The sequence below is a fragment of the Pseudomonas sp. F2 genome, from assembly GCF_057174385.1.
Genome location: NZ_CM169904.1, coordinates 3,176,175 through 3,195,206 on the forward strand (window position 1 = coordinate 3,176,175; position 19,032 = coordinate 3,195,206).

Consider the following 19,032-nt stretch of genomic DNA (forward strand, 5'->3'; position numbering starts at 1 on the left):
TCAGGAAGTCGCCGCAGCATTGGCGGGTGTGCTGGCTTGCGGCGCTGGCGCGGTGGTCGGCGCCACTCGTGCAAGCTTCACGCTGACCCGGCGATTCTTCGCCCGGTTAGCCGCATTGTTGTTCGGCACCAGCGGGTACTGCTCGCCATGGAAGCGCACGGTGATCTGCGATTCGGCGATGCCGTTGGCCTTGAAGAAGTCGACCACCGCCAGCGCGCGCCGGCGTGACAGTTCACGATTGGTGAGGCGATTACCGCTGTTGTCGGAATAGCCATCCAGTTCGATGTGATTGACCGTCGGGTCGGCCTTCATGAACTCGAGCATCACCTGCAGCCTGGCCTTGGCGTCGGCATCCAGATCGGTGCCTTCGCCAGGAAAGCCTATCTGCGAGTGTTTGACCTGATCGAAATTCTGCGGCAGCAGCTTCGCCACGCAGGTCTGGTATTCGTTGAACGCCTTGCTGAACTTCACCGGCAACAGACGCACTTCAGAAACCCGGCCATCGCCGGACGCACGACGCACCACCGGACTGCGACCGTCGAGCAAACCGCTGATCAGTCCGCCGGCCTGGGATTGCGAACTGTTGAACAGCACGTTGCCGGTGCCGATCCTGACGCTGCCCAGATTGATGTCGTTACGCCCCGGCTGCCAGGGCGCGGCCGCCGCGAGCAACGTCGCCGAACCGCCGCCGAGCATGGCGTTGTAGGCATTGAGACGAAAGATCGCCTGCTCGCCGGCCTTGCGCACGAACTGGCCCGAGCCGAAATCGGTGATCGGCTGGGTCAGACGGCACTCGAACTTGTCGCCCTCGACCGTCCACTCAATGTTCTCCAGACGCGTCTGGTAGGTGAGCGCCATCGCGGGGAGGCTGGCAAACACACTGAGCAAGGCTAAATATCGCTGGCGCACGGGAGGCTCCATTGGCTTCTGTCACACAAAGACCGATTCACACTATGTTTACGGCATACCTACGGGCTATCGGAAGGTTCCGGCAAAACTTGATAGCGAGTGCCTGCAAGAGTCTTTTCCGGTAGCATTCCCCTCAGTTTGACCCGCCTGGAATCCCCTCATGTCCGACCGCCTGACCCTGCTGCGTCCCGACGACTGGCACATTCATCTTCGCGATGGTGCCGTGTTGACCAATACCGTTGCCGATGTGGCGCGCACCTTTGGCCGCGCCATCATCATGCCCAACCTGGTACCACCGGTGCGCAACGCCGCTGAAGCCGATGGCTATCGCCAGCGGATTCTCGCTGCCCGCCCGGCCGGCAGTCGTTTCGAACCGCTGATGGTGCTGTACCTCACCGACCGCACCCAGCCCGAAGAAATTCGTGAGGCCAAGGCCAGCGGTTTCGTGCACGCTGCCAAGCTGTATCCGGCTGGCGCCACCACCAACTCCGATTCCGGAGTGACCAGCATCGACAAGATCTTCCCGGCGCTGGAAGCCATGGCCGAAGTCGGCATGCCGCTGCTGATCCACGGCGAAGTCACCCGTGGCGATGTCGATGTCTTCGACCGCGAAAAGATTTTCATCGATGAACACATGCGCCGTGTGGTCGAGCGTTTCCCGACGCTCAAAGTGGTGTTCGAACACATCACCACCGGCGACGCCGTGCAGTTTGTCAACGAAGCCTCGGCCAACGTTGGCGCGACCATCACCGTGCATCACCTGCTGTACAACCGCAACCACATGCTGGTGGGCGGGATCCGGCCGCACTTCTACTGCCTGCCGATCCTCAAGCGCAATACCCATCAGGAAGCCCTGCTCGACGCCGCCACCAGCGGCAGCGCGAAGTTCTTCCTCGGCACCGATTCGGCGCCGCACGCCCAGCACGCCAAGGAAGCTGCCTGCGGCTGCGCCGGCTGCTACACCGCGTACGCCGCCATCGAGCTGTATGCCGAAGCGTTCGAACAGCGTAATGCGCTGGACAAGCTCGAAGCGTTTGCCAGCCTCAACGGCCCGCGCTTCTACGGTCTGCCGGCCAACACCGATCGCATCACCCTGGTTCGCGAAGAATGGACCGCCCCGACCAGCCTGCCATTCGGCGAGCTGAACGTTATCCCGCTGCGCGCCGGTGAAAAACTGCGCTGGCGCCTGCTGGAGGAACACGCGTGAGTGAAGACCATTTCGACGACGAACTGGACGGTCAAGGTGGCGGCGGCGGTTCCCGTCATCCAATGGCAGCGCGTTTTCGCGGCTACCTGCCGGTTGTCGTCGACGTAGAGACCGGTGGCTTCAACTCGGCCACCGACGCTCTGCTGGAGATTGCTGCGACCACCATCGCCATGGACGAAAAGGGTTTCGTTTACCCGGACCACACCTACTTCTTCCGCGTCGAGCCATTCGAAGGCGCGAACATTGAAGCAGCCGCGCTGGAGTTCACCGGGATCAAGCTCGATCACCCGCTGCGCATGGCGGTCAGCGAAGAAACCGCGCTGACCGACATCTTCCGTGGCGTGCGCAAGGCACTGAAAGCCAACGGCTGCAAACGGGCGATCCTGGTCGGCCACAACAGCAGTTTTGATCTGGGCTTCCTGAATGCCGCCGTGGCGCGTCTGGACATGAAGCGCAACCCGTTCCATCCGTTCTCCAGCTTCGACACCGCGACGCTGGCCGGCCTGGCTTACGGGCAAACCGTTCTGGCGAAAGCCTGTCAGGCCGCCGACATCGACTTCGATGGCCGTGAAGCGCATTCGGCGCGTTACGACACCGAGAAGACCGCCGAGCTGTTCTGCGGCATCGTCAACCGCTGGAAGCAGATGGGCGGCTGGGAAGACTTCGACGACTGATCCTCGTCGGGTATTTCCTACGCATGAAAAAACCGGCCACTTGGGCCGGTTTTTTTGTACCTCGACGTTGCGCCTTACAGGGCAGCAGCGTTCTCGGTCAGGTAAGCCGCGACGCCTTCTGGCGAAGCGTTCATGCCTTTGTCGCCTTTCTTCCAGTTGGCAGGGCAAACTTCGCCGTGCTCTTCGTGGAATTGCAGAGCGTCGACCAGACGGATCAGCTCTTCCATGTTACGACCCAGCGGCAGGTCGTTGATGATCTGCGAACGGACGACACCCTTGTCGTCGATCAGGAACGCGCCACGGAAAGCCACGCCGCCTTCGGATTCAACGTCGTAGGCCTTGGCGATTTCGTGCTTCATGTCGGCAGCCATGGTGTATTTCACCTGGCCGATGCCGCCGTTGTTGACCGGAGTGTTGCGCCAGGCGTTGTGGGTGAAGTGCGAGTCGATCGACACGGCGACCACTTCCACATTGCGCGCCTTGAAGTCAGCCATGCGGTTGTCCAGAGCGATCAGCTCGGACGGGCAGACGAAGGTGAAGTCCAGCGGGTAGAAGAACACCAGGCCGTATTTGCCTTTGATGGCCGAGGACAGGGTGAAGCTGTCAACGATCTCGCCATTGCCGAGTACGGCCGGGACGGTGAAGTCAGGGGCTTGTTTGCCTACGAGTACGCTCATGGATATCTCCTGGTGAATAACTTTGAAGTTCAGGGTCCGGGCCAGCCTGCCACCCTCAGGCGACAGCCCTGTGACACGAACCCTCTTCGCAAGGGCTGACCATCATACACTGCGTTTTTCGCCTGTCCTTAACGGTTTTTTGCCCAATGCAGGTAACGGACCCGCATTTTCGGGGCCAGGCAATTCGCCATTAATCACCGTTCGTCAGTCACCCGCCTTTCGATCGAAAACCATTCAGAAAGCACTTTGACAATCATTCTCGTTAACATTAAGATCCATCGCAATTGAGTCACAACCAGCGACGGTTCTCACTTATGTATGTTTGCCTCTGCACTGGCGTCACCGACGGACAGATCCGCGAAGCGATCTATGAAGGTTGCTGCAGCTATAAAGAAGTCCGCCAGGCCACCGGCGTCGCCAGCCAATGCGGCAAATGTGCCTGCCTGGCCAAGGAAGTGGTTCGCGAAACCCTGACCAAGCTGCAAACCGCTCAGGCTGCGATCCCCTATCCGGTAGAATTTACAGCTGCGTAATTACCCAGATTTCGAAGAACCGGACTTATGTCCGGTTTTTTTATGTCCGCAAATCAAGTGCTTAGGTGCCAGACGCGGAACACAAACATTCTTATTCAGATTTAATTTCATTTATTATTCAATAACTTAGGTTTGACACTTATAAGTACCCGGCTCAAACTCCGCCGTATATACAGCTATTACAGGGCAGGACTCCCATCATGAAAGGCGACATTACAGTCATCCAGCATCTCAACAAGATCCTTGCCAATGAGCTGGTCGCGATCAATCAGTACTTCCTGCATGCCCGCATGTATGAAGATTGGGGCCTGAACAAGCTGGGCAAGCACGAGTACCACGAATCCATCGACGAGATGAAACACGCGGACAAGCTGATCAAGCGCATCCTGTTCCTCGAAGGCCTGCCAAACGTGCAGGACCTGGGCAAGCTGCACATCGGCGAGCACACCCGGGAAATGCTGGAGTGTGACCTGCGCATCGAGAAGACCGGCCACGCCGACCTGAAAGCCGCCATCGCCCATTGCGAATCGGTTGGCGACTTCGGCAGCCGTGAACTGCTTGAAGACATTCTCGAATCCGAAGAAGAGCATATCGACTGGCTGGAAACCCAACTGGGCCTGATCGATAAAGTCGGTCTCGAGAACTATCTGCAATCGCAGATGGGCGAAGAGTAGGCGCTGCCGCAGGCTGCGATCTTTTCAGATTGCACCGGCAACTCGCGTTAACTTTTCCAGCGCACTAAAAAGCCCCGCCCTCTTTCGAGGTGCGGGGCTTTTTATTGGCTGAAGATCAAAAGATCGCAGCCTCGTTTCACTCGACAGCTCCTACAGCAGAAGCATGTGCCGAGTGAAAGCCGGATCAGGCTTCGGACTTGGCCGCAGCCGCCTTGGCCGATGCTTCCTTGACCAGAGTCTGCAGCTCACCGTTGGCGAACATTTCAGCCATGATGTCGCTGCCGCCGACCAGTTCACCGCCAACCCACAGTTGCGGGAAAGTCGGCCAGTTGGCGTACTTTGGCAGATTGGCACGGATTTCCGGGTTCTGCAGGATGTCGACGTAGGCGAACTTCTCGCCACAGCCCATTACAGCCTGCGCAGCTTTCGCGGAAAAGCCACACTGTGGGGCATTCGGCGAGCCTTTCATGTAAAGCAGAATGGTGTTGTTGGCAATCTGCTCTTTAATCGTTTCGATGATATCCATGGAGCACCTCGGCTGAACTTTCCGACTCATGGGTCGGCACGGTGACGCATTGTAACGGAATCCCGAGCGCGCTGCTCGGTCTCCCCGACAGGCATATTCAAGCCGCCACCACCGTCACCGGCACGCCATTGAGCGCCGCGTTGCCCGACAGCTCGTCGAGCTGGCATTCATCGGTCAGGTCGTTGGCGCTCGACCCCGGCTGACCACTGGCAATCGCCATCTGCACGCCCGGGCGCGCGTGCCCCCAGCCATGGGGCAGGCTGACCACGCCTTTCATCATGTCCAGGCTGCCGAGCACCTCCACTTCGATCTGTCCGACCCGCGAACTGACGCGCACCAATTGCCCGTCGTCGAGCCCGCGACTGGCCAGATCGTCGGGGTGCATCAGCAGTTGATGACGCGGCTTGCCCTTCACCAGACGATGGTAATTGTGCATCCACGAATTGTTGCTGCGCACATGGCGCCGGCCGATCATCAACAGCTCATCGGCTGCCGGCGCCTGCAAGGCCGCAAAGCGTGCGAGATCAGCGAGGATCTCCGGCGGCGCAGCCTGCACCCGTTGATCTGGCGTCTTGAGGCGGGCGGCAAGATTCGGTTTCAACGCCCCAAGATCAATCCCGTGCGGATGATCGAACAATGTCGCCAACGACAGCTTCCGATCGGACGTATCGCCATACAGCCCCATGCGCAGGCCCATATCGATCATCTGCGCCGGCGGCAGGGTCGGCTTCAGTTCCTTGCCGGTCTTTTCGGCAAAGGCTTTGGCCAGGCCGACGAAGATCTCCCAATCGTGCAACGCTCCCTCTGGTTTGGCGAGAATCGCCCGGTTGAAGCGAGTGACGTTGCGCACCGCGAACAGGTTGAACGTAGTGTCGTAGTGATCGTTCTCCAGCGCCGAGGTCGACGGCAGGATCAAATCGGCGTAACGCGTGGTTTCGTTGATGTACAGGTCGATGCTGAGCATGAACTCCAGACCGTCCAGCGCCTGCTCCAGTTGCCGGCCGTTGGGCGTCGACAACACCGGATTGCCGGCCACCGTGATCAGCGCGCGAATCTGCCCTTCGCCTTCGGTGAGCATCTCTTCGGCCAGCGCCGACACCGGCAGTTCGCCGCCGTATTCGGGCCGTCCGGACACCCGGCTCTGCCATTTGTTGAAATGCCCGCCCGAGGTCGACGCCACCAGATCCACCGCCGGCTCGGTGCACAACGCGCCGCCCACCCGGTCAAGGTTGCCGGTGACCAGATTGATCAACTGCACCACCCAGTGACACAAGGTGCCGAACGCCTGGGTCGAAACGCCCATGCGCCCGTAGCACACGGCACTCGGCGCCGCAGCGAAATCCCGCGCCAGTTGGCGGATCTGCTCGGCCGGCACCGCACACAGCGGACTCATGGCTTCGGCGGTGAAGGTTGCGACGGCTGCGCGCACTTCATCAAGGCCATCAACCGGCAAGTGGCTGTCACGGGTCAGGCCTTCGCTGAACAAGGTGTTGAGCACCCCGAACAACAACGCCGCGTCGCCACCGGGACGCACGAACAGGTGCTGATCGGCGATGGCCGCCGTTTCGCTGCGCCGTGGATCGACCACCACCACTTTGCCGCCGCGGGCCTGAATCGCCTTCAGGCGTTTCTCGACATCCGGCACGGTCATGATGCTGCCGTTGGACGCCAGCGGGTTGCCGCCGAGGATCAGCATGAAATCGGTGTGATCGATGTCCGGGATCGGCAGCAGCAAGCCATGGCCGTACATCAGGTAACTGCTCAGGTGATGCGGCAACTGATCGACCGAAGTCGCCGAGAAGCGGTTGCGCGTCTTCAGCAGGCCGAGAAAGTAGTTGCTGTGAGTCATCAGCCCATAGTTGTGCACGCTCGGGTTGCCCTGGTAGACCGCCACCGCATTCTGCCCGTGACGCTCCTGAATCGCCGCCAGACGCTCGGCCACCAGTGCAAAGGCCTCGTCCCACTCGATCGGCAGCCATTCGCTGCCGACCCGGCGCATCGGCTGACGCAGGCGATCGGGGTCATTCTGGATGTCTTGCAGGGCCACGGCCTTGGGGCAGATGTGCCCGCGACTGAAGGTGTCGAGCGCGTCACCCTTGATCGAGGTGATCGCAACGTTGCCATCGGTTTCGGTGGTCTCGATGGTCAGGCCGCAAATGGCTTCACACAGGTGGCAGGCACGGTGATGGAGAGTCTTGGTCATGGCCAGTCTCTGTCTTGTTCTGGGCAGGCAACGGGCATGCCTGCGGGAACAAAACTATGGCCCCCGCGCAGATCCTGCGCCAGCGACGTTTGTCCTGTGAATCGACGGTTATCAGGCGAGCCGATAAGCCGCCATGATCAATTCGACGGCAGCTGCGGCGGCGCCTGCAACTGGATTTCCTGAATGGTCTCGATCTGCTCGTGAGCGACGTGCACGCCGGTGAGTTCGCCGATCAGCCGCCAGTGCTCGTCGAGCCCGGCACTGATGGTCGCCATGCGATCGATCATGTGACGGCCGGCGGTCTTGACCACTTCGTCTTCGCTGCGCAGCAGTTCGAAGGACATTGAAGTCACCGACGCGGTGAGATGGGTCAATGAGCGAGCCGTGTGACCCAGCAGTTCCATTAACAGTTTTTCTTTCGATTCCATGCGGAGGCTTCCTGCGTCGCTCGAAACTTATTTATAACCCAGCACTTTGCTTTAGCAAATGTTTCAGTCCGAGCATCCGACCAAGTGATGGCATGGCGCCACGGTCGTAAACCGACTCAGGCGACTCGATCCCCGCCACACTCAATTGCCAAGCCCTGCAAGGCCGGTGTACAAAGAGCCTCGCTGCGGCCTTGAACCAGTCTTCAAATGTCCGCCAGCAAGATACGAAACATCCTCCGAGTCCCGCAAAATCCGTAGCCTATTGGCGTAACGCGACATTTAGTGTCAATATCGCGCCTTCCCCTATTTCGTCGCCCCGTGCGGCTTACGCCGCAGGTCTCGCCCGTTGTTCCGTTAAACAAGGCTTTGAGCATCTGCGGTTTGTAACAAAAAGGTAGTCAATGATGAGCGCAAGGCACTTTCTCTCCCTGATGGATTGCACGCCCGAAGAGCTGGTCAGCGTGATCCGTCGAGGCGTTGAGCTCAAGGACCTGCGTAACCGCGGCGTACTGTTCGAGCCGCTGAAAAACCGCGTCCTGGGGATGATTTTCGAGAAATCCTCGACCCGTACCCGGATCTCCTTCGAGGCCGGCATGATCCAGCTCGGTGGCCAGGCGATCTTCCTGTCGCCGCGTGACACCCAACTGGGCCGTGGCGAACCGATTGGCGACTGCGCCATCGTCATGTCGAGCATGCTCGATGCGGTGATGATCCGTACCTTTGCCCACAGCACCCTGACCGAATTCGCCGCCAACTCGCGCGTGCCGGTGATCAACGGCCTGTCCGATGACCTGCACCCGTGCCAGTTGCTGGCCGACATGCAGACCTTCCTCGAACACCGTGGCTCGATTCAGGGCAAGACCGTGGCGTGGATCGGCGACGGCAACAACATGTGCAACAGCTATATAGAAGCGGCGATCCAGTTCGACTTCCAGTTGCGCGTTGCCTGCCCGCAAGGCTACGAGCCCAATCCTGAGTTCGTCGCCCGCGCCGGCGATCGCGTAACCATCGTCCGTGATCCGCAAGACGCCGTGCGCGGTGCGCACCTGGTGAGCACTGACGTCTGGACTTCGATGGGTCAGGAAGAGGAAACTGCCAAGCGCCTGAAGCTGTTTGCACCGTTCCAGGTGACCCGCGCCCTGCTCGATCTGGCGGCTGAAGATGTGCTGTTCATGCACTGCCTGCCAGCGCACCGCGGTGAAGAAATCAGCCTCGACCTGCTCGATGACCCGCGCTCCGTTGCCTGGGATCAGGCAGAAAACCGTCTCCACGCACAGAAGGCCCTGCTCGAGTTCCTCGTCGAACCGGCATATCACCACGCATGAGTCATGAATTACTGCTGAACCTGCGCAACCTCGCTTGCGGCTACCAAGATCAACGCGTGGTGCAGAACCTCAATCTGCACCTCAACGCCGGCGACATCGGCTGCCTGCTCGGCTCCTCGGGCTGCGGCAAGACCACCACCCTGCGCGCGATTGCCGGTTTTGAACCGGTGCACGAAGGGGAAATCACTCTGGGCGGCGAAACCATTTCCAGCGCCGGTTTCACTCTGGCCCCGGAGAAACGCCGAATCGGCATGGTGTTCCAGGACTACGCACTGTTCCCGCACCTCAGCGTCGCGGACAACATCGCCTTCGGCATCCGCAAGCACCCGAACAAGGCGCGCGTTACCGAAGAGCTGCTGGAACTGGTCAACCTGAAGAACCTCGGCAAACGCTTCCCGCACGAGCTCTCCGGCGGCCAGCAACAACGCGTCGCCCTCGCCCGCGCCCTGGCGCCGGAACCGCAACTGCTGCTGCTCGACGAACCGTTCTCCAACCTCGATGGCGAACTGCGGCGCAAGCTTAGCCACGAAGTGCGCGACATTCTCAAGGCCCGTGGCACCAGTGCGATTCTGGTGACCCACGACCAGGAAGAAGCCTTCGCCGTGAGCGATCACGTTGGCGTATTCAAGGAAGGTCGGCTGGAACAGTGGGACACACCCTACAATCTCTACCACGAGCCGGCGACGCCGTTTGTAGCCAGTTTCATTGGTCAGGGTTATTTCATTCGCGGCCAGCTCGGCAGCCCGGAATCGGTGCAGACCGAACTCGGCGAACTGCGCGGCAACCGGGCCTATACCTGGCCAGTAGGCGGCGCGGTGGATGTGTTGCTGCGTCCGGATGACATAGTTTATGCGCCGGACAGCGCGTTGAAAGCACGCATCGTCGGCAAGACCTTCCTCGGTGCCTCGACCCTGTATCGCCTGCAATTGCCGACCGGCGCGCAGCTGGAATCGATCTTCCCCAGCCATGCCGACCATCAGATGGGCGCGGATGTCGGGATCCGGGTTGCTGCAGAACACCTGGTCCTGTTCCAGGCATCGGGCAGCACCGCCGCACAAATCCCGGCAGTGGAAAACGGCGTCCGCCGCTACAGCACCGCCCTCTGATCAAACAGAACATCGGAGTGTGGAGGTTTTTTGTGGTGAGGGGATTTATCCCCGATGGGGCGCGAAGCGGCCCTTTAGCCTGCACCGCGGAGTGCCTGGCACTGTGCAAGTAATGGTTTGGGGCTGCTGCTCAGCCCATCGGGGATAAATCCCCTCACTACAAAGGCTCACTCCAACAAAGTTTTGCGTTAACCGAGGATCAGCGTGCCGCTGGCAACCAGCGTCGCATTGCCGCCGATCTTCACCCGCTCCCCCTCCAGCCGACAGAACAACTCCCCGCCCCGCGCCGAACGCTGGCATGCGGTCAAACTGGACTTGCCCAGACGTTTCGACCAGTACGGAATCAAGCTGCAATGCGTCGAGCCGGTCACCGGATCTTCGTTGATGCCGATTGCCGGGGCGAAATAACGCGAGACAAAATCATGCTGATTGCCGCGCGCCGTCACGATGGCGCCAAGCCACGGCAGTTTCGCCAGCGCGACCATGTCCGGTTTGCAGTCGAGCACTGCCTGCTCCGACTCCAGTACCACGAACAACTCGTTGGAACCGAGCACATCCACCGCCTCGACACCCAGCGCCCGCTCGACATCCAGCGTCACGCCAATCGCTGATGGCACGATCGACGGAAAGTCCAGCCACAGGCGATCACCTTCGCGGCTGACGCTCAACGGCCCGGACTTGCAGGTGAAGTCCAGACGCTCGACGTTTTCCTTGTAGACCTCGAACAATACGTAGGCACTGGCCAGCGTCGCATGCCCGCACAACGGCACTTCGGTGGTCGGAGTGAACCAGCGGATGTGCCACGCGGCGCCTTCGCGCACCACGAACGCGGTTTCCGCCAGATTGTGTTCGGCGGCGATCTTCTGCATCAACTCATCCGCAAGCCATGCGTCGAGCCGATACACCATCGCCGGATTGCCACTGAACGGTCGGTCGCTGAACGCGTCGACCTGATGAAACTCAAGCTGCATAACCTTCTCCCTAAGTCCGTGGGCAGAGCATGCGGCGCGGGCCGGATCAGCGCCAGTGACAGAACCGGCCAATTTTCTTCATACAGAATTCAGCGTTACACCCGACCGATGTCGGCAAATTTGCCCTGGGTGTGCTCGGCGAGTACGGCGGGCGCCAACTCGACCTCCAGGCCGCGTCGGCCAGCACTGACATAAATAGTCGCAAAACCCTGAGCCGAGTTATCGATGAAGGTGCGCAGACGCTTCTTCTGCCCCAGCGGACTGATCCCGCCCAGCAGGTAACCGGTGGAGCGCTGCGCCGCCGCCGGGTCAGCCATTTCGACTTTCTTCACGCCCGCCGCGTGAGCCAGCCCCTTGAGATCAAGGCTTCCGACGACCGGTACCACCGCCACCAGCAATTCACCTTTTTCGCTGGCAGCGAGCAACGTCTTGAACACCTGCGCCGGCTCCAGCGCCAGTTTCTCTGCGGCCTCCAGCCCGTAGGACGCAGCCTTTGGGTCATGTTCGTAACTGTGCACGCGATGTTCGGCACGAACTTTTTTCAACAAGTCCAACGCAGGGGTCATGGCAGCTCCAGGCTCGGCATCAACAGAAAAATCCTGCGCCGGATTCTAGGTCATCACAGCGCAAAAGGCTCTAGCGCAAGCCCCGTTTTCCGGGCTTTGCGCGTGAGCCGCCAGGCTATCGCCGCCGCCATCGGCAGCACCATTCAGCAGGTTGATAGTTGAATTGTGACCGACGGTTCACTTTCGACCTTTGACAGGTTTGTTTCTTGTCTATATTTTTTCGAATCTGAATAATGTAAGAATTATCGTCACCGCAGCACCCAGCAGTAAACCGGGAACAGGATGGGGATCCTGCCCCGGGGAAAATCGCGCCTTGCCCTGACGGCAAACGCGCCAGACAACAACAAAAACCGAGGTTTTCAATGACAACTGCTTTACAGCAACCATCGCTTTCCGGCCAATGCCTGGCCGAGTTTCTGGGGACTGCACTTCTGATCTTTTTCGGCACCGGCTGTGTCGCCGCGCTCAAAGTCGCGGGCGCCAGCTTCGGTCTGTGGGAAATCAGCATCATCTGGGGCGTCGGCGTGAGCATGGCGATCTACCTGACCGCCGGTGTTTCCGGCGCGCACCTGAACCCTGCCGTGAGTATCGCCCTGAGCATTTTCGCCGACTTCGAAAAGCGCAAACTGCCGTTCTATATCCTGTCGCAGATCGCTGGCGCCTTCTGTGGCGCGCTGTTGGTTTACACGCTGTACAGCAACCTGTTCTTCGATTACGAACAAACCCATCACATGGCGCGTGGCACCGCTGCCAGCCTCGAATTGGCCTCGGTGTTCTCGACGTTCCCCAATCCAGTGCTGTCCACCGCCCAGGCGTTCCTGGTCGAGATGATCATCACCGCAATCCTGATGGGCGTGATCATGGCCCTGACCGACGACAACAACGGTCTGCCGAAAGGCCCGATGGCCCCGCTGCTGATCGGTTTGCTGATTGCCGTGATCGGCAGTTCGATGGGCCCGCTGACCGGTTTTGCGATGAACCCGGCCCGTGACTTCGGTCCGAAACTGATGACTTTCTTCGCCGGCTGGGGTGAAATTTCCTTCACTGGCGGCCGCGATATTCCGTACTTCCTGATACCGATTTTTGCACCGATTGTCGGTGCCTGCCTCGGCGCTGCCGGGTATCGCGGGCTCATTGCCCGTCACCTGACCGGCGCCACACCTGCTACAAAGGATGCAGAACCGGCCATTGACGGCAAACCAAGAACTTCTTGAAACAGTCGGCGCGGATTCCTGCCCATTCAGAACCCGCGCCACGGCCCACTCTCCCTTATTTCGTCCAAGGCAATCGACATGACCGACATTCAGAATAAGAACTACATCATTGCCCTCGATCAGGGTACGACCAGCTCCCGCGCGATCATCTTCGACCGCGACGCGAACGTGGTCTGCACCGCCCAGCGCGAATTCGCCCAGCATTACCCGCAAGCCGGTTGGGTCGAACACGATCCGATGGAAATCTTTGCCACCCAGAGCGCGGTGATGGTCGAAGCGCTGGCCCAGGCCGGTCTGCATCACGATCAGGTCGCCGCCATCGGTATCACCAACCAGCGTGAAACCACTGTGGTCTGGGACAAGACCACCGGTCGTCCGGTGTACAACGCCATCGTCTGGCAGTGCCGCCGCAGCACCGAGATCTGCCAGCAGCTCAAGCGCGATGGCCATGAAGACTACATCCGCGACAACACCGGTCTGGTCACCGACCCGTACTTCTCCGGCACCAAACTGAAGTGGATCCTCGACAACGTCGAAGGCAGCCGCGAACGTGCGCGCAACGGCGAACTGCTGTTCGGCACCGTCGACAGCTGGCTGATCTGGAAATTCACCGGCGGCAAAGTGCACGTCACCGACTACACCAACGCCTCGCGCACCATGCTCTTCAACATCCACTCGCTGGAGTGGGATTCGAAGATGCTGGAAATCCTCGACATCCCGCGCGAGATGCTTCCGGAAGTGAAAGCGTCTTCGGAAATCTACGGTCGCACCAAAAGCGGGATCGCCATCGGCGGGATCGCCGGTGACCAGCAAGCGGCACTGTTCGGCCAGATGTGCGTCGAGCCGGGCCAGGCAAAAAACACCTACGGCACTGGCTGCTTCCTGCTGATGAACACCGGCGACAAAGCGGTGAAATCGCAGCACGGCATGCTCACCACCATCGCTTGCGGCCCGCGTGGCGAAGTGGCTTACGCCCTGGAAGGCGCAGTCTTCAACGGTGGCTCGACCGTGCAGTGGCTGCGCGATGAACTGAAGATCGTCAACGACGCTCATGACACCGAATACTTCGCCAATAAAGTGAAGGACAGCAACGGCGTGTACCTGGTACCGGCGTTCACCGGTCTGGGCGCTCCCTACTGGGACCCGTATGCCCGTGGCGCACTGTTCGGCCTGACGCGCGGCGTACGCGTGGATCACATCATCCGCGCCGCGCTGGAATCGATCGCCTACCAGACCCGCGATGTGCTCGACGCCATGCAACAGGACTCCGGTGAACGCCTCAAGGCCTTGCGCGTGGACGGCGGCGCGGTGGCGAACAACTTCCTCATGCAGTTCCAGGCCGACATCCTCGGCACCCAGGTCGAGCGCCCGCAAATGCGCGAAACCACGGCACTGGGCGCGGCGTATCTGGCCGGTCTGGCGTGCGGTTTCTGGGGCAGCCTGGAAGAACTGCGCGGCAAAGCGGTAATCGAGCGCGAGTTCGAACCGAGCCTGGACGAAGTCGAGAAAGAGAAACTGTACAAAGGCTGGAAAAAAGCCGTCAGCCGCACCCGTGACTGGGCGCGTGAAGACGCTGAATAAGCCAGTCTGAGGACTGACTTAAGCTGTCCAAACAGCGTGAAAGCGTAGCGAGCGAAGGCAAGACAAGGCAAAAACAGGCGAGGACGCGGAGTTTACGGGTTTGTAAATGAGCAGTCCGAGCCTGTTTTTAACGCAGGATTGCCGAGCGCAGTAGCTTTCACGTTGTTTGGAAACTGGTCGGGAGGAGATTCCTGCGTCATCATGGGCAAATTTTGCACGGCAGCCCAAAGGAAGCCCCATGAATCTGCCTCCCCGTCAGCAGCAAATCCTCGAGCTGGTCCGCGAACGCGGCTATGTGAGCATCGAGGAAATGGCCACGCTGTTCGTTGTCACCCCGCAAACCATCCGCCGCGACATCAATCAGCTCGCGGAAGCCAATCTGTTGCGTCGCTACCATGGCGGCGCGGCCTACGATTCCAGCGTCGAAAACACCGCCTATGCGATGCGCGCCGATCAGATGCGCGACGAGAAACAACGCATCGGCGAAGCCATCGCCGCGCAGATCCCCGATCACGCTTCGCTGTTCATCAACATCGGCACCACCACCGAATCGATTGCCCGCGCCCTGCTCAATCACAACCATCTGAAGATCATCACCAACAACCTGCACGTCGCCTCGATGCTCAGTGCCAAGGATGATTTCGATGTGCTGCTGACCGGCGGCAACGTGCGCCGTGACGGCGGCGTGGTGGGTCAGGCGAGCGTGGATTTCATCAATCAGTTCAAGGTCGATTTTGCGCTGGTGGGCATCAGCGGCATCGACGAAGACGGCAGCCTGCTCGACTTCGATTATCAGGAAGTGCGCGTGTCGCAAGCGATCATCGCCAACGCGCGGCAGGTGATTCTGGCGGCGGACTCCAGCAAGTTCGGGCGTAACGCGATGATCCGCCTCGGTCCGATCAGCCTGATTGACTGCCTGGTGACCGATCAGCAACCCGTGCCGGCGCTGGCGCAGTTGCTGAGCCAGCACAAGATTCGTCTGGAAGTCGTTTAACCCCGTCGACATTCCCCTGTGGCGAGGGGATTTATCCCCGATGGGCTGCGAAGCAGTCCCAAAACCACCCAATGCGGTGTGCCTGATATCCAACATTGAGGGGCCGCTACGCGGCCCATCGGGGATAAATCCCCTCGCCACAGAGAGCATCCCTGCCTCAATAATGTTCGGAAATTTTCTTTTAGCCGCCCTTCGATGAGTTTTTTCAATCGAAGGCGACTGGCTGCGCGCGTCTTTATGGGCTACCATTTTCGCAAATGAACATTTATGTTCGATTTCCAAGACAGAAAATCAAAAGAGCCCGAGGCCAGCCGATGTCCACCTCTACCTTGCGTACGCCCCCGATTGCCGAGATTTACGATGTTGCCGTGATTGGCGGCGGGATCAATGGCGTGGGGATTGCAGCGGATGCCGCCGGTCGCGGTCTTTCGGTGTTCCTTTGCGAAAAGGATGACCTGGCCAGCCACACTTCGTCGGCCAGCAGCAAGCTGATCCACGGTGGCCTGCGCTACCTCGAACATTACGAATTCCGTCTGGTGCGTGAAGCGCTGGCCGAGCGCGAAGTGCTGCTGGCCAAGGCGCCGCACATCGTCAAGCCGATGCGATTTGTGCTGCCGCATCGCCCGCACCTGCGTCCGGCGTGGATGATCCGCGCGGGCCTGTTCCTCTATGACAACCTCGGCAAGCGCGAAAAGCTGCCAGGTTCGAAAAGCCTGAAGTTCGGCGCCGACAGCGCACTGAAAAGCGAAATCAAGAAAGGCTTCGAATACTCCGACTGCTGGGTCGATGACGCCCGCCTCGTTGTGTTGAATGCGATGGCTGCCCGTGAACACGGCGCGCACATTCACACCCAGACCCGTTGTGTCAGCGCCCGCCGCGCCAAGGGCCTGTGGCACCTGAACCTGGAACGCGCCGATGGCAGCCTGTTTTCGATCACCGCCAAAGCGCTGGTGAACGCCGCCGGTCCATGGGTCGCCAAGTTCATCCGTGACGACCTGAAAATGGAATCGCCGTACGGCATTCGCCTGATTCAGGGCAGCCACATCATTGTGCCGAAGCTGTACGAAGGCGATCACGCGCATATCCTGCAAAACGAAGATCAGCGCATCGTTTTCACCATTCCGTACCTGAACCACTTCACTCTGATCGGCACCACCGACCGTGAGTACACCGGCGATCCGGCGAAAGTGGCAATCACCGACGGCGAAACCGATTACCTGCTGAAAGTGGTCAACGCCCACTTCAAGAAGCAGATCAGTCGCGACGACATCCAGCACAGCTACTCGGGCGTGCGCCCGCTGTGCAATGACGAATCCGACAACCCGTCGGCCGTGACCCGCGACTACACCCTGGCCCTGTCTGGCGGCGGTGAAGAGGCACCGCTGCTGTCGGTGTTCGGCGGCAAGCTGACCACCTACCGCAAGCTCGCAGAGTCGGCGATGGCCCAGTTGATGCCGTACTTCACCCAGATGCGCCCAAGCTGGACCGCTACCGCGACCCTGCCCGGCGGTGAAGACATGACCACCCCGCAAGCCTTGAGCGCACAGATCCGCGACAAGTTCGACTTCGTCCCGAGCGAAATCGCCCGCCGCTGGGCCACCACCTACGGCAGCCGCACCTGGCGCATGCTCGAAGGCGTGGAAACGCTGGCCGACATGGGCGAACACCTCGGCGGCGGGCTCTATACCCGTGAGGTTGACTACCTGTGCAGCGAAGAATGGGCGACCACGGCGCACGATATTCTGTGGCGTCGCAGCAAACTGGGCCTGTTCACCACCCCGGCCGAGCAGGAGAAACTGGCGGCCTACCTGGGCAAGGTCGAGCAGAACCGCAAGACTGAAGCGGCGTGAATTGAACCTCGCTTAAACGAAAGCCCCTGAATTGAGAGATTCAGGGGCTTTTTGCTGCGTGACTTACTTTGCCTGACACTAACCCTGTGGCGAGGGGATTTATCCCCGATGGACTGCGAAGCGGTCCTCGCGTTTGAAGAAGGCCGCTTCGCGACCTATCGGGGATAAATCCCCTCGCTACAAGGTTATGCGGGTTCGAGCGATCATCTATACGAGAGCAGCGATTAAAGATCGTTCGGATTTCCGAACGCGACCTCTCGGTCAATTCGGATAACCGGATCAGTTTCATCGAAAAACACCGACACAAAACTTTAATCACCTTATAAATCAAGCCATTAGCCACTATCGACTGGTCTGGCACGACTCATGCTCTACACTCTCTCGACGAATGCCTGCCGTGCCAACACTTCAGGAGCCGTCAGGCATTCGAAGCACAAAAGGGCCGACGAACTGGCTCCATAAAAAAAACAATTCGAGGAAAATTTGATGCGCATCGTTCCCCCTATCCTGGGCGCAGCCATTGCGGCCGCTCTGATCAGCACACCAGTTTTCGCCGCCGAACTCACCGGCACCCTGAAGAAAATCAACGATTCCGGCACCATCACCCTCGCTCACCGCGACAGCTCCATCCCGTTTTCCTATATCGCGGATGCTTCCGGCAAGCCAGTGGGCTACTCCCACGACATTCAAGTGGCCATCGTTGAAGCCCTGAAAAAAGACCTGAACAAGCCAGACCTGCAGGTCAAGTACAACCTGGTGACCTCGCAAACCCGTATCCCGCTGATCCAGAACGGCACCGCGGATATCGAGTGCGGCTCTACTACCAACAACGCCGAACGCGCCCAACAGGTCGACTTCACCGTCAACATCTTCGAAATCGGCACTCGTCTGCTGGTCAAGAAAGACAAGGATGGCAACCCGTCCTACAAAGACTTCGCCGATCTCAAGGGCAAAAACGTCGTGACCACCGCTGGCACCACGTCCGAGCGCATCATCAAAGCGATGAACGCCGACAAGCAGATGGGCATGAACATCATCTCCGCCAAGGACCACGGCGAATCCTTCAACATGCTGGAAAGCGGCCGCGCCGTTGCCTTCATGATGGACGACGCCCTGCTGGCCGGTGAAGAAGCCAAGGCCAAGAAGCCGACTGACTGGGTCATCACCGGTACGCCACAGTCCTTCGAAGCCTACGCGTGCATGGTGCGTAAAGACGACCCGGCGTTCAAGAAAGCGGTGGATGACGCCATCGTTGGCCTGTACAAGTCCGGCGAGATCAACAAGATCTACAACAAGTGGTTCGAAAGCCCGATCCCACCGAAAGGCCTGAACCTCAACTTCCCGATGAGCGACAAGGTGAAAGAGCTGATCGCCAATCCGAGCGACAAGCCTGCACCTGACGTAAAAATCTGATTCCTGACTAACCTGTCGTCTGAGGGAGCAACCTCCCTCAGACGCCTGTTACTACCTGCTGGCTTTACTGTGGAACACTCGACCAGGCGGTTTCCGAGCCGATCGCGTGTGCCCGACGTTCAACGTCGGACGGGAAAGGATCTTCCCCAAGCGGGTGCTTGTACATCGATCGATTTCGAGG

18 protein-coding genes are annotated in these 19,032 nt (G+C 59.7%); 11 read left to right on the forward strand and 7 right to left on the reverse strand.

Annotation, left to right across the window (positions count from 1 at the left end):
• Entirely contained in the window at positions 1–909 is a 909-nt protein-coding gene (locus AC193Q_RS14210) for a flagellar protein MotY (RefSeq protein WP_086791774.1), read from the reverse strand.
• A 160-nt stretch (positions 910–1,069) separates the two neighbouring features.
• On the opposite strand from AC193Q_RS14210, the gene pyrC reads away from it, so the two are divergent.
• The gene (pyrC, locus tag AC193Q_RS14215; RefSeq protein ID WP_433588558.1) at positions 1,070–2,116 is read left to right on the forward strand and encodes a dihydroorotase; all 1,047 of its coding nucleotides are present in this window, start codon (positions 1,070–1,072) and stop codon (positions 2,114–2,116) included.
• Entirely contained in the window at positions 2,113–2,790 is a 678-nt protein-coding gene (gene rnt, locus AC193Q_RS14220; protein WP_003227721.1) for a ribonuclease T, read from the forward strand. The genes pyrC and rnt overlap by 4 nt, the downstream gene beginning before the upstream one ends.
• A 74-nt stretch (positions 2,791–2,864) precedes the next feature.
• On the opposite strand, the gene AC193Q_RS14225 is transcribed toward rnt, so the two are convergent.
• Positions 2,865–3,467, reverse strand: a complete 603-nt coding sequence (locus tag AC193Q_RS14225) for a peroxiredoxin (RefSeq protein WP_007963972.1) — start codon at positions 3,465–3,467, stop codon at positions 2,865–2,867.
• A gap of 314 nt (positions 3,468–3,781) precedes the next feature.
• Between AC193Q_RS14225 and AC193Q_RS14230 the strand changes: the two genes are divergently transcribed.
• Complete coding sequence (locus tag AC193Q_RS14230) at positions 3,782–4,000, forward strand: bacterioferritin-associated ferredoxin (RefSeq protein WP_003227725.1); 219 nt, start codon at positions 3,782–3,784, stop codon at positions 3,998–4,000.
• A gap of 200 nt (positions 4,001–4,200) precedes the next feature.
• Positions 4,201–4,674, forward strand: coding sequence for a bacterioferritin (gene bfr, locus AC193Q_RS14235; RefSeq protein ID WP_007963971.1), 474 nt, complete (start codon positions 4,201–4,203; stop codon positions 4,672–4,674).
• A 184-nt stretch (positions 4,675–4,858) separates the two neighbouring features.
• Here the strand turns inward: bfr and grxD are convergent, their stop codons facing one another.
• The 3 genes from grxD to AC193Q_RS14250 all read right to left on the reverse strand — a co-directional run bounded on the left by grxD (position 4,859) and on the right by AC193Q_RS14250 (position 7,831).
• The gene (grxD, locus tag AC193Q_RS14240; RefSeq protein ID WP_003227729.1) at positions 4,859–5,200 is read right to left on the reverse strand and encodes a Grx4 family monothiol glutaredoxin; all 342 of its coding nucleotides are present in this window, start codon (positions 5,198–5,200) and stop codon (positions 4,859–4,861) included.
• A gap of 97 nt (positions 5,201–5,297) precedes the next feature.
• On the reverse strand, positions 5,298–7,403 hold the full coding sequence (locus tag AC193Q_RS14245; RefSeq protein ID WP_483878556.1) for a molybdopterin oxidoreductase family protein: 2,106 nt from the start codon (positions 7,401–7,403) through the stop codon (positions 5,298–5,300).
• Between the two features lie 137 nt (positions 7,404–7,540).
• Complete coding sequence (locus tag AC193Q_RS14250) at positions 7,541–7,831, reverse strand: hypothetical protein (protein WP_102354941.1); 291 nt, start codon at positions 7,829–7,831, stop codon at positions 7,541–7,543.
• Between the two features lie 404 nt (positions 7,832–8,235).
• On the opposite strand from AC193Q_RS14250, the gene argF reads away from it, so the two are divergent.
• Complete coding sequence (argF, locus tag AC193Q_RS14255; RefSeq protein ID WP_047296204.1) at positions 8,236–9,156, forward strand: ornithine carbamoyltransferase; 921 nt, start codon at positions 8,236–8,238, stop codon at positions 9,154–9,156.
• Positions 9,153–10,262 carry an ABC transporter ATP-binding protein gene (locus tag AC193Q_RS14260; RefSeq protein ID WP_483878557.1) on the forward strand — a complete coding sequence of 370 codons (1,110 nt, stop codon included), beginning with the start codon at positions 9,153–9,155 and terminating at the stop codon, positions 10,260–10,262. The genes argF and AC193Q_RS14260 overlap by 4 nt, the downstream gene beginning before the upstream one ends.
• A gap of 188 nt (positions 10,263–10,450) precedes the next feature.
• Here AC193Q_RS14260 and AC193Q_RS14265 read toward each other — a convergent pair whose 3' ends face one another.
• Positions 10,451–11,233: a PhzF family phenazine biosynthesis protein gene (locus tag AC193Q_RS14265; protein ID WP_182402277.1), complete on the reverse strand. Its 783-nt coding sequence runs from the start codon at positions 11,231–11,233 to the stop codon at positions 10,451–10,453.
• A 95-nt stretch (positions 11,234–11,328) separates the two neighbouring features.
• Positions 11,329–11,799, reverse strand: coding sequence for a Cys-tRNA(Pro) deacylase (ybaK, locus tag AC193Q_RS14270; RefSeq protein ID WP_047296209.1), 471 nt, complete (start codon positions 11,797–11,799; stop codon positions 11,329–11,331).
• A gap of 362 nt (positions 11,800–12,161) precedes the next feature.
• Between ybaK and AC193Q_RS14275 the strand changes: the two genes are divergently transcribed.
• From AC193Q_RS14275 to AC193Q_RS14295, 5 genes are all read left to right on the forward strand, one after another.
• A complete protein-coding gene (locus tag AC193Q_RS14275; RefSeq protein WP_095668412.1) occupies positions 12,162–13,013 on the forward strand; it encodes an MIP/aquaporin family protein in 852 nt (283 codons plus the stop codon).
• A 78-nt stretch (positions 13,014–13,091) separates the two neighbouring features.
• Positions 13,092–14,594: a glycerol kinase GlpK gene (glpK, locus tag AC193Q_RS14280; RefSeq protein ID WP_047296213.1), complete on the forward strand. Its 1,503-nt coding sequence runs from the start codon at positions 13,092–13,094 to the stop codon at positions 14,592–14,594.
• Positions 14,595–14,832: 238 nt separating this feature from the next.
• Positions 14,833–15,588 carry a DeoR/GlpR family transcriptional regulator gene (locus tag AC193Q_RS14285; protein ID WP_007916700.1) on the forward strand — a complete coding sequence of 252 codons (756 nt, stop codon included), beginning with the start codon at positions 14,833–14,835 and terminating at the stop codon, positions 15,586–15,588.
• A 314-nt stretch (positions 15,589–15,902) separates the two neighbouring features.
• The gene (gene glpD / locus AC193Q_RS14290) at positions 15,903–17,438 is read left to right on the forward strand and encodes a glycerol-3-phosphate dehydrogenase (RefSeq protein ID WP_047296214.1); all 1,536 of its coding nucleotides are present in this window, start codon (positions 15,903–15,905) and stop codon (positions 17,436–17,438) included.
• A 486-nt stretch (positions 17,439–17,924) separates the two neighbouring features.
• Positions 17,925–18,851, forward strand: coding sequence for a glutamate/aspartate ABC transporter substrate-binding protein (locus tag AC193Q_RS14295; protein WP_483878558.1), 927 nt, complete (start codon positions 17,925–17,927; stop codon positions 18,849–18,851).
• Positions 18,852–19,032: the final 181 nt, after the last annotated feature.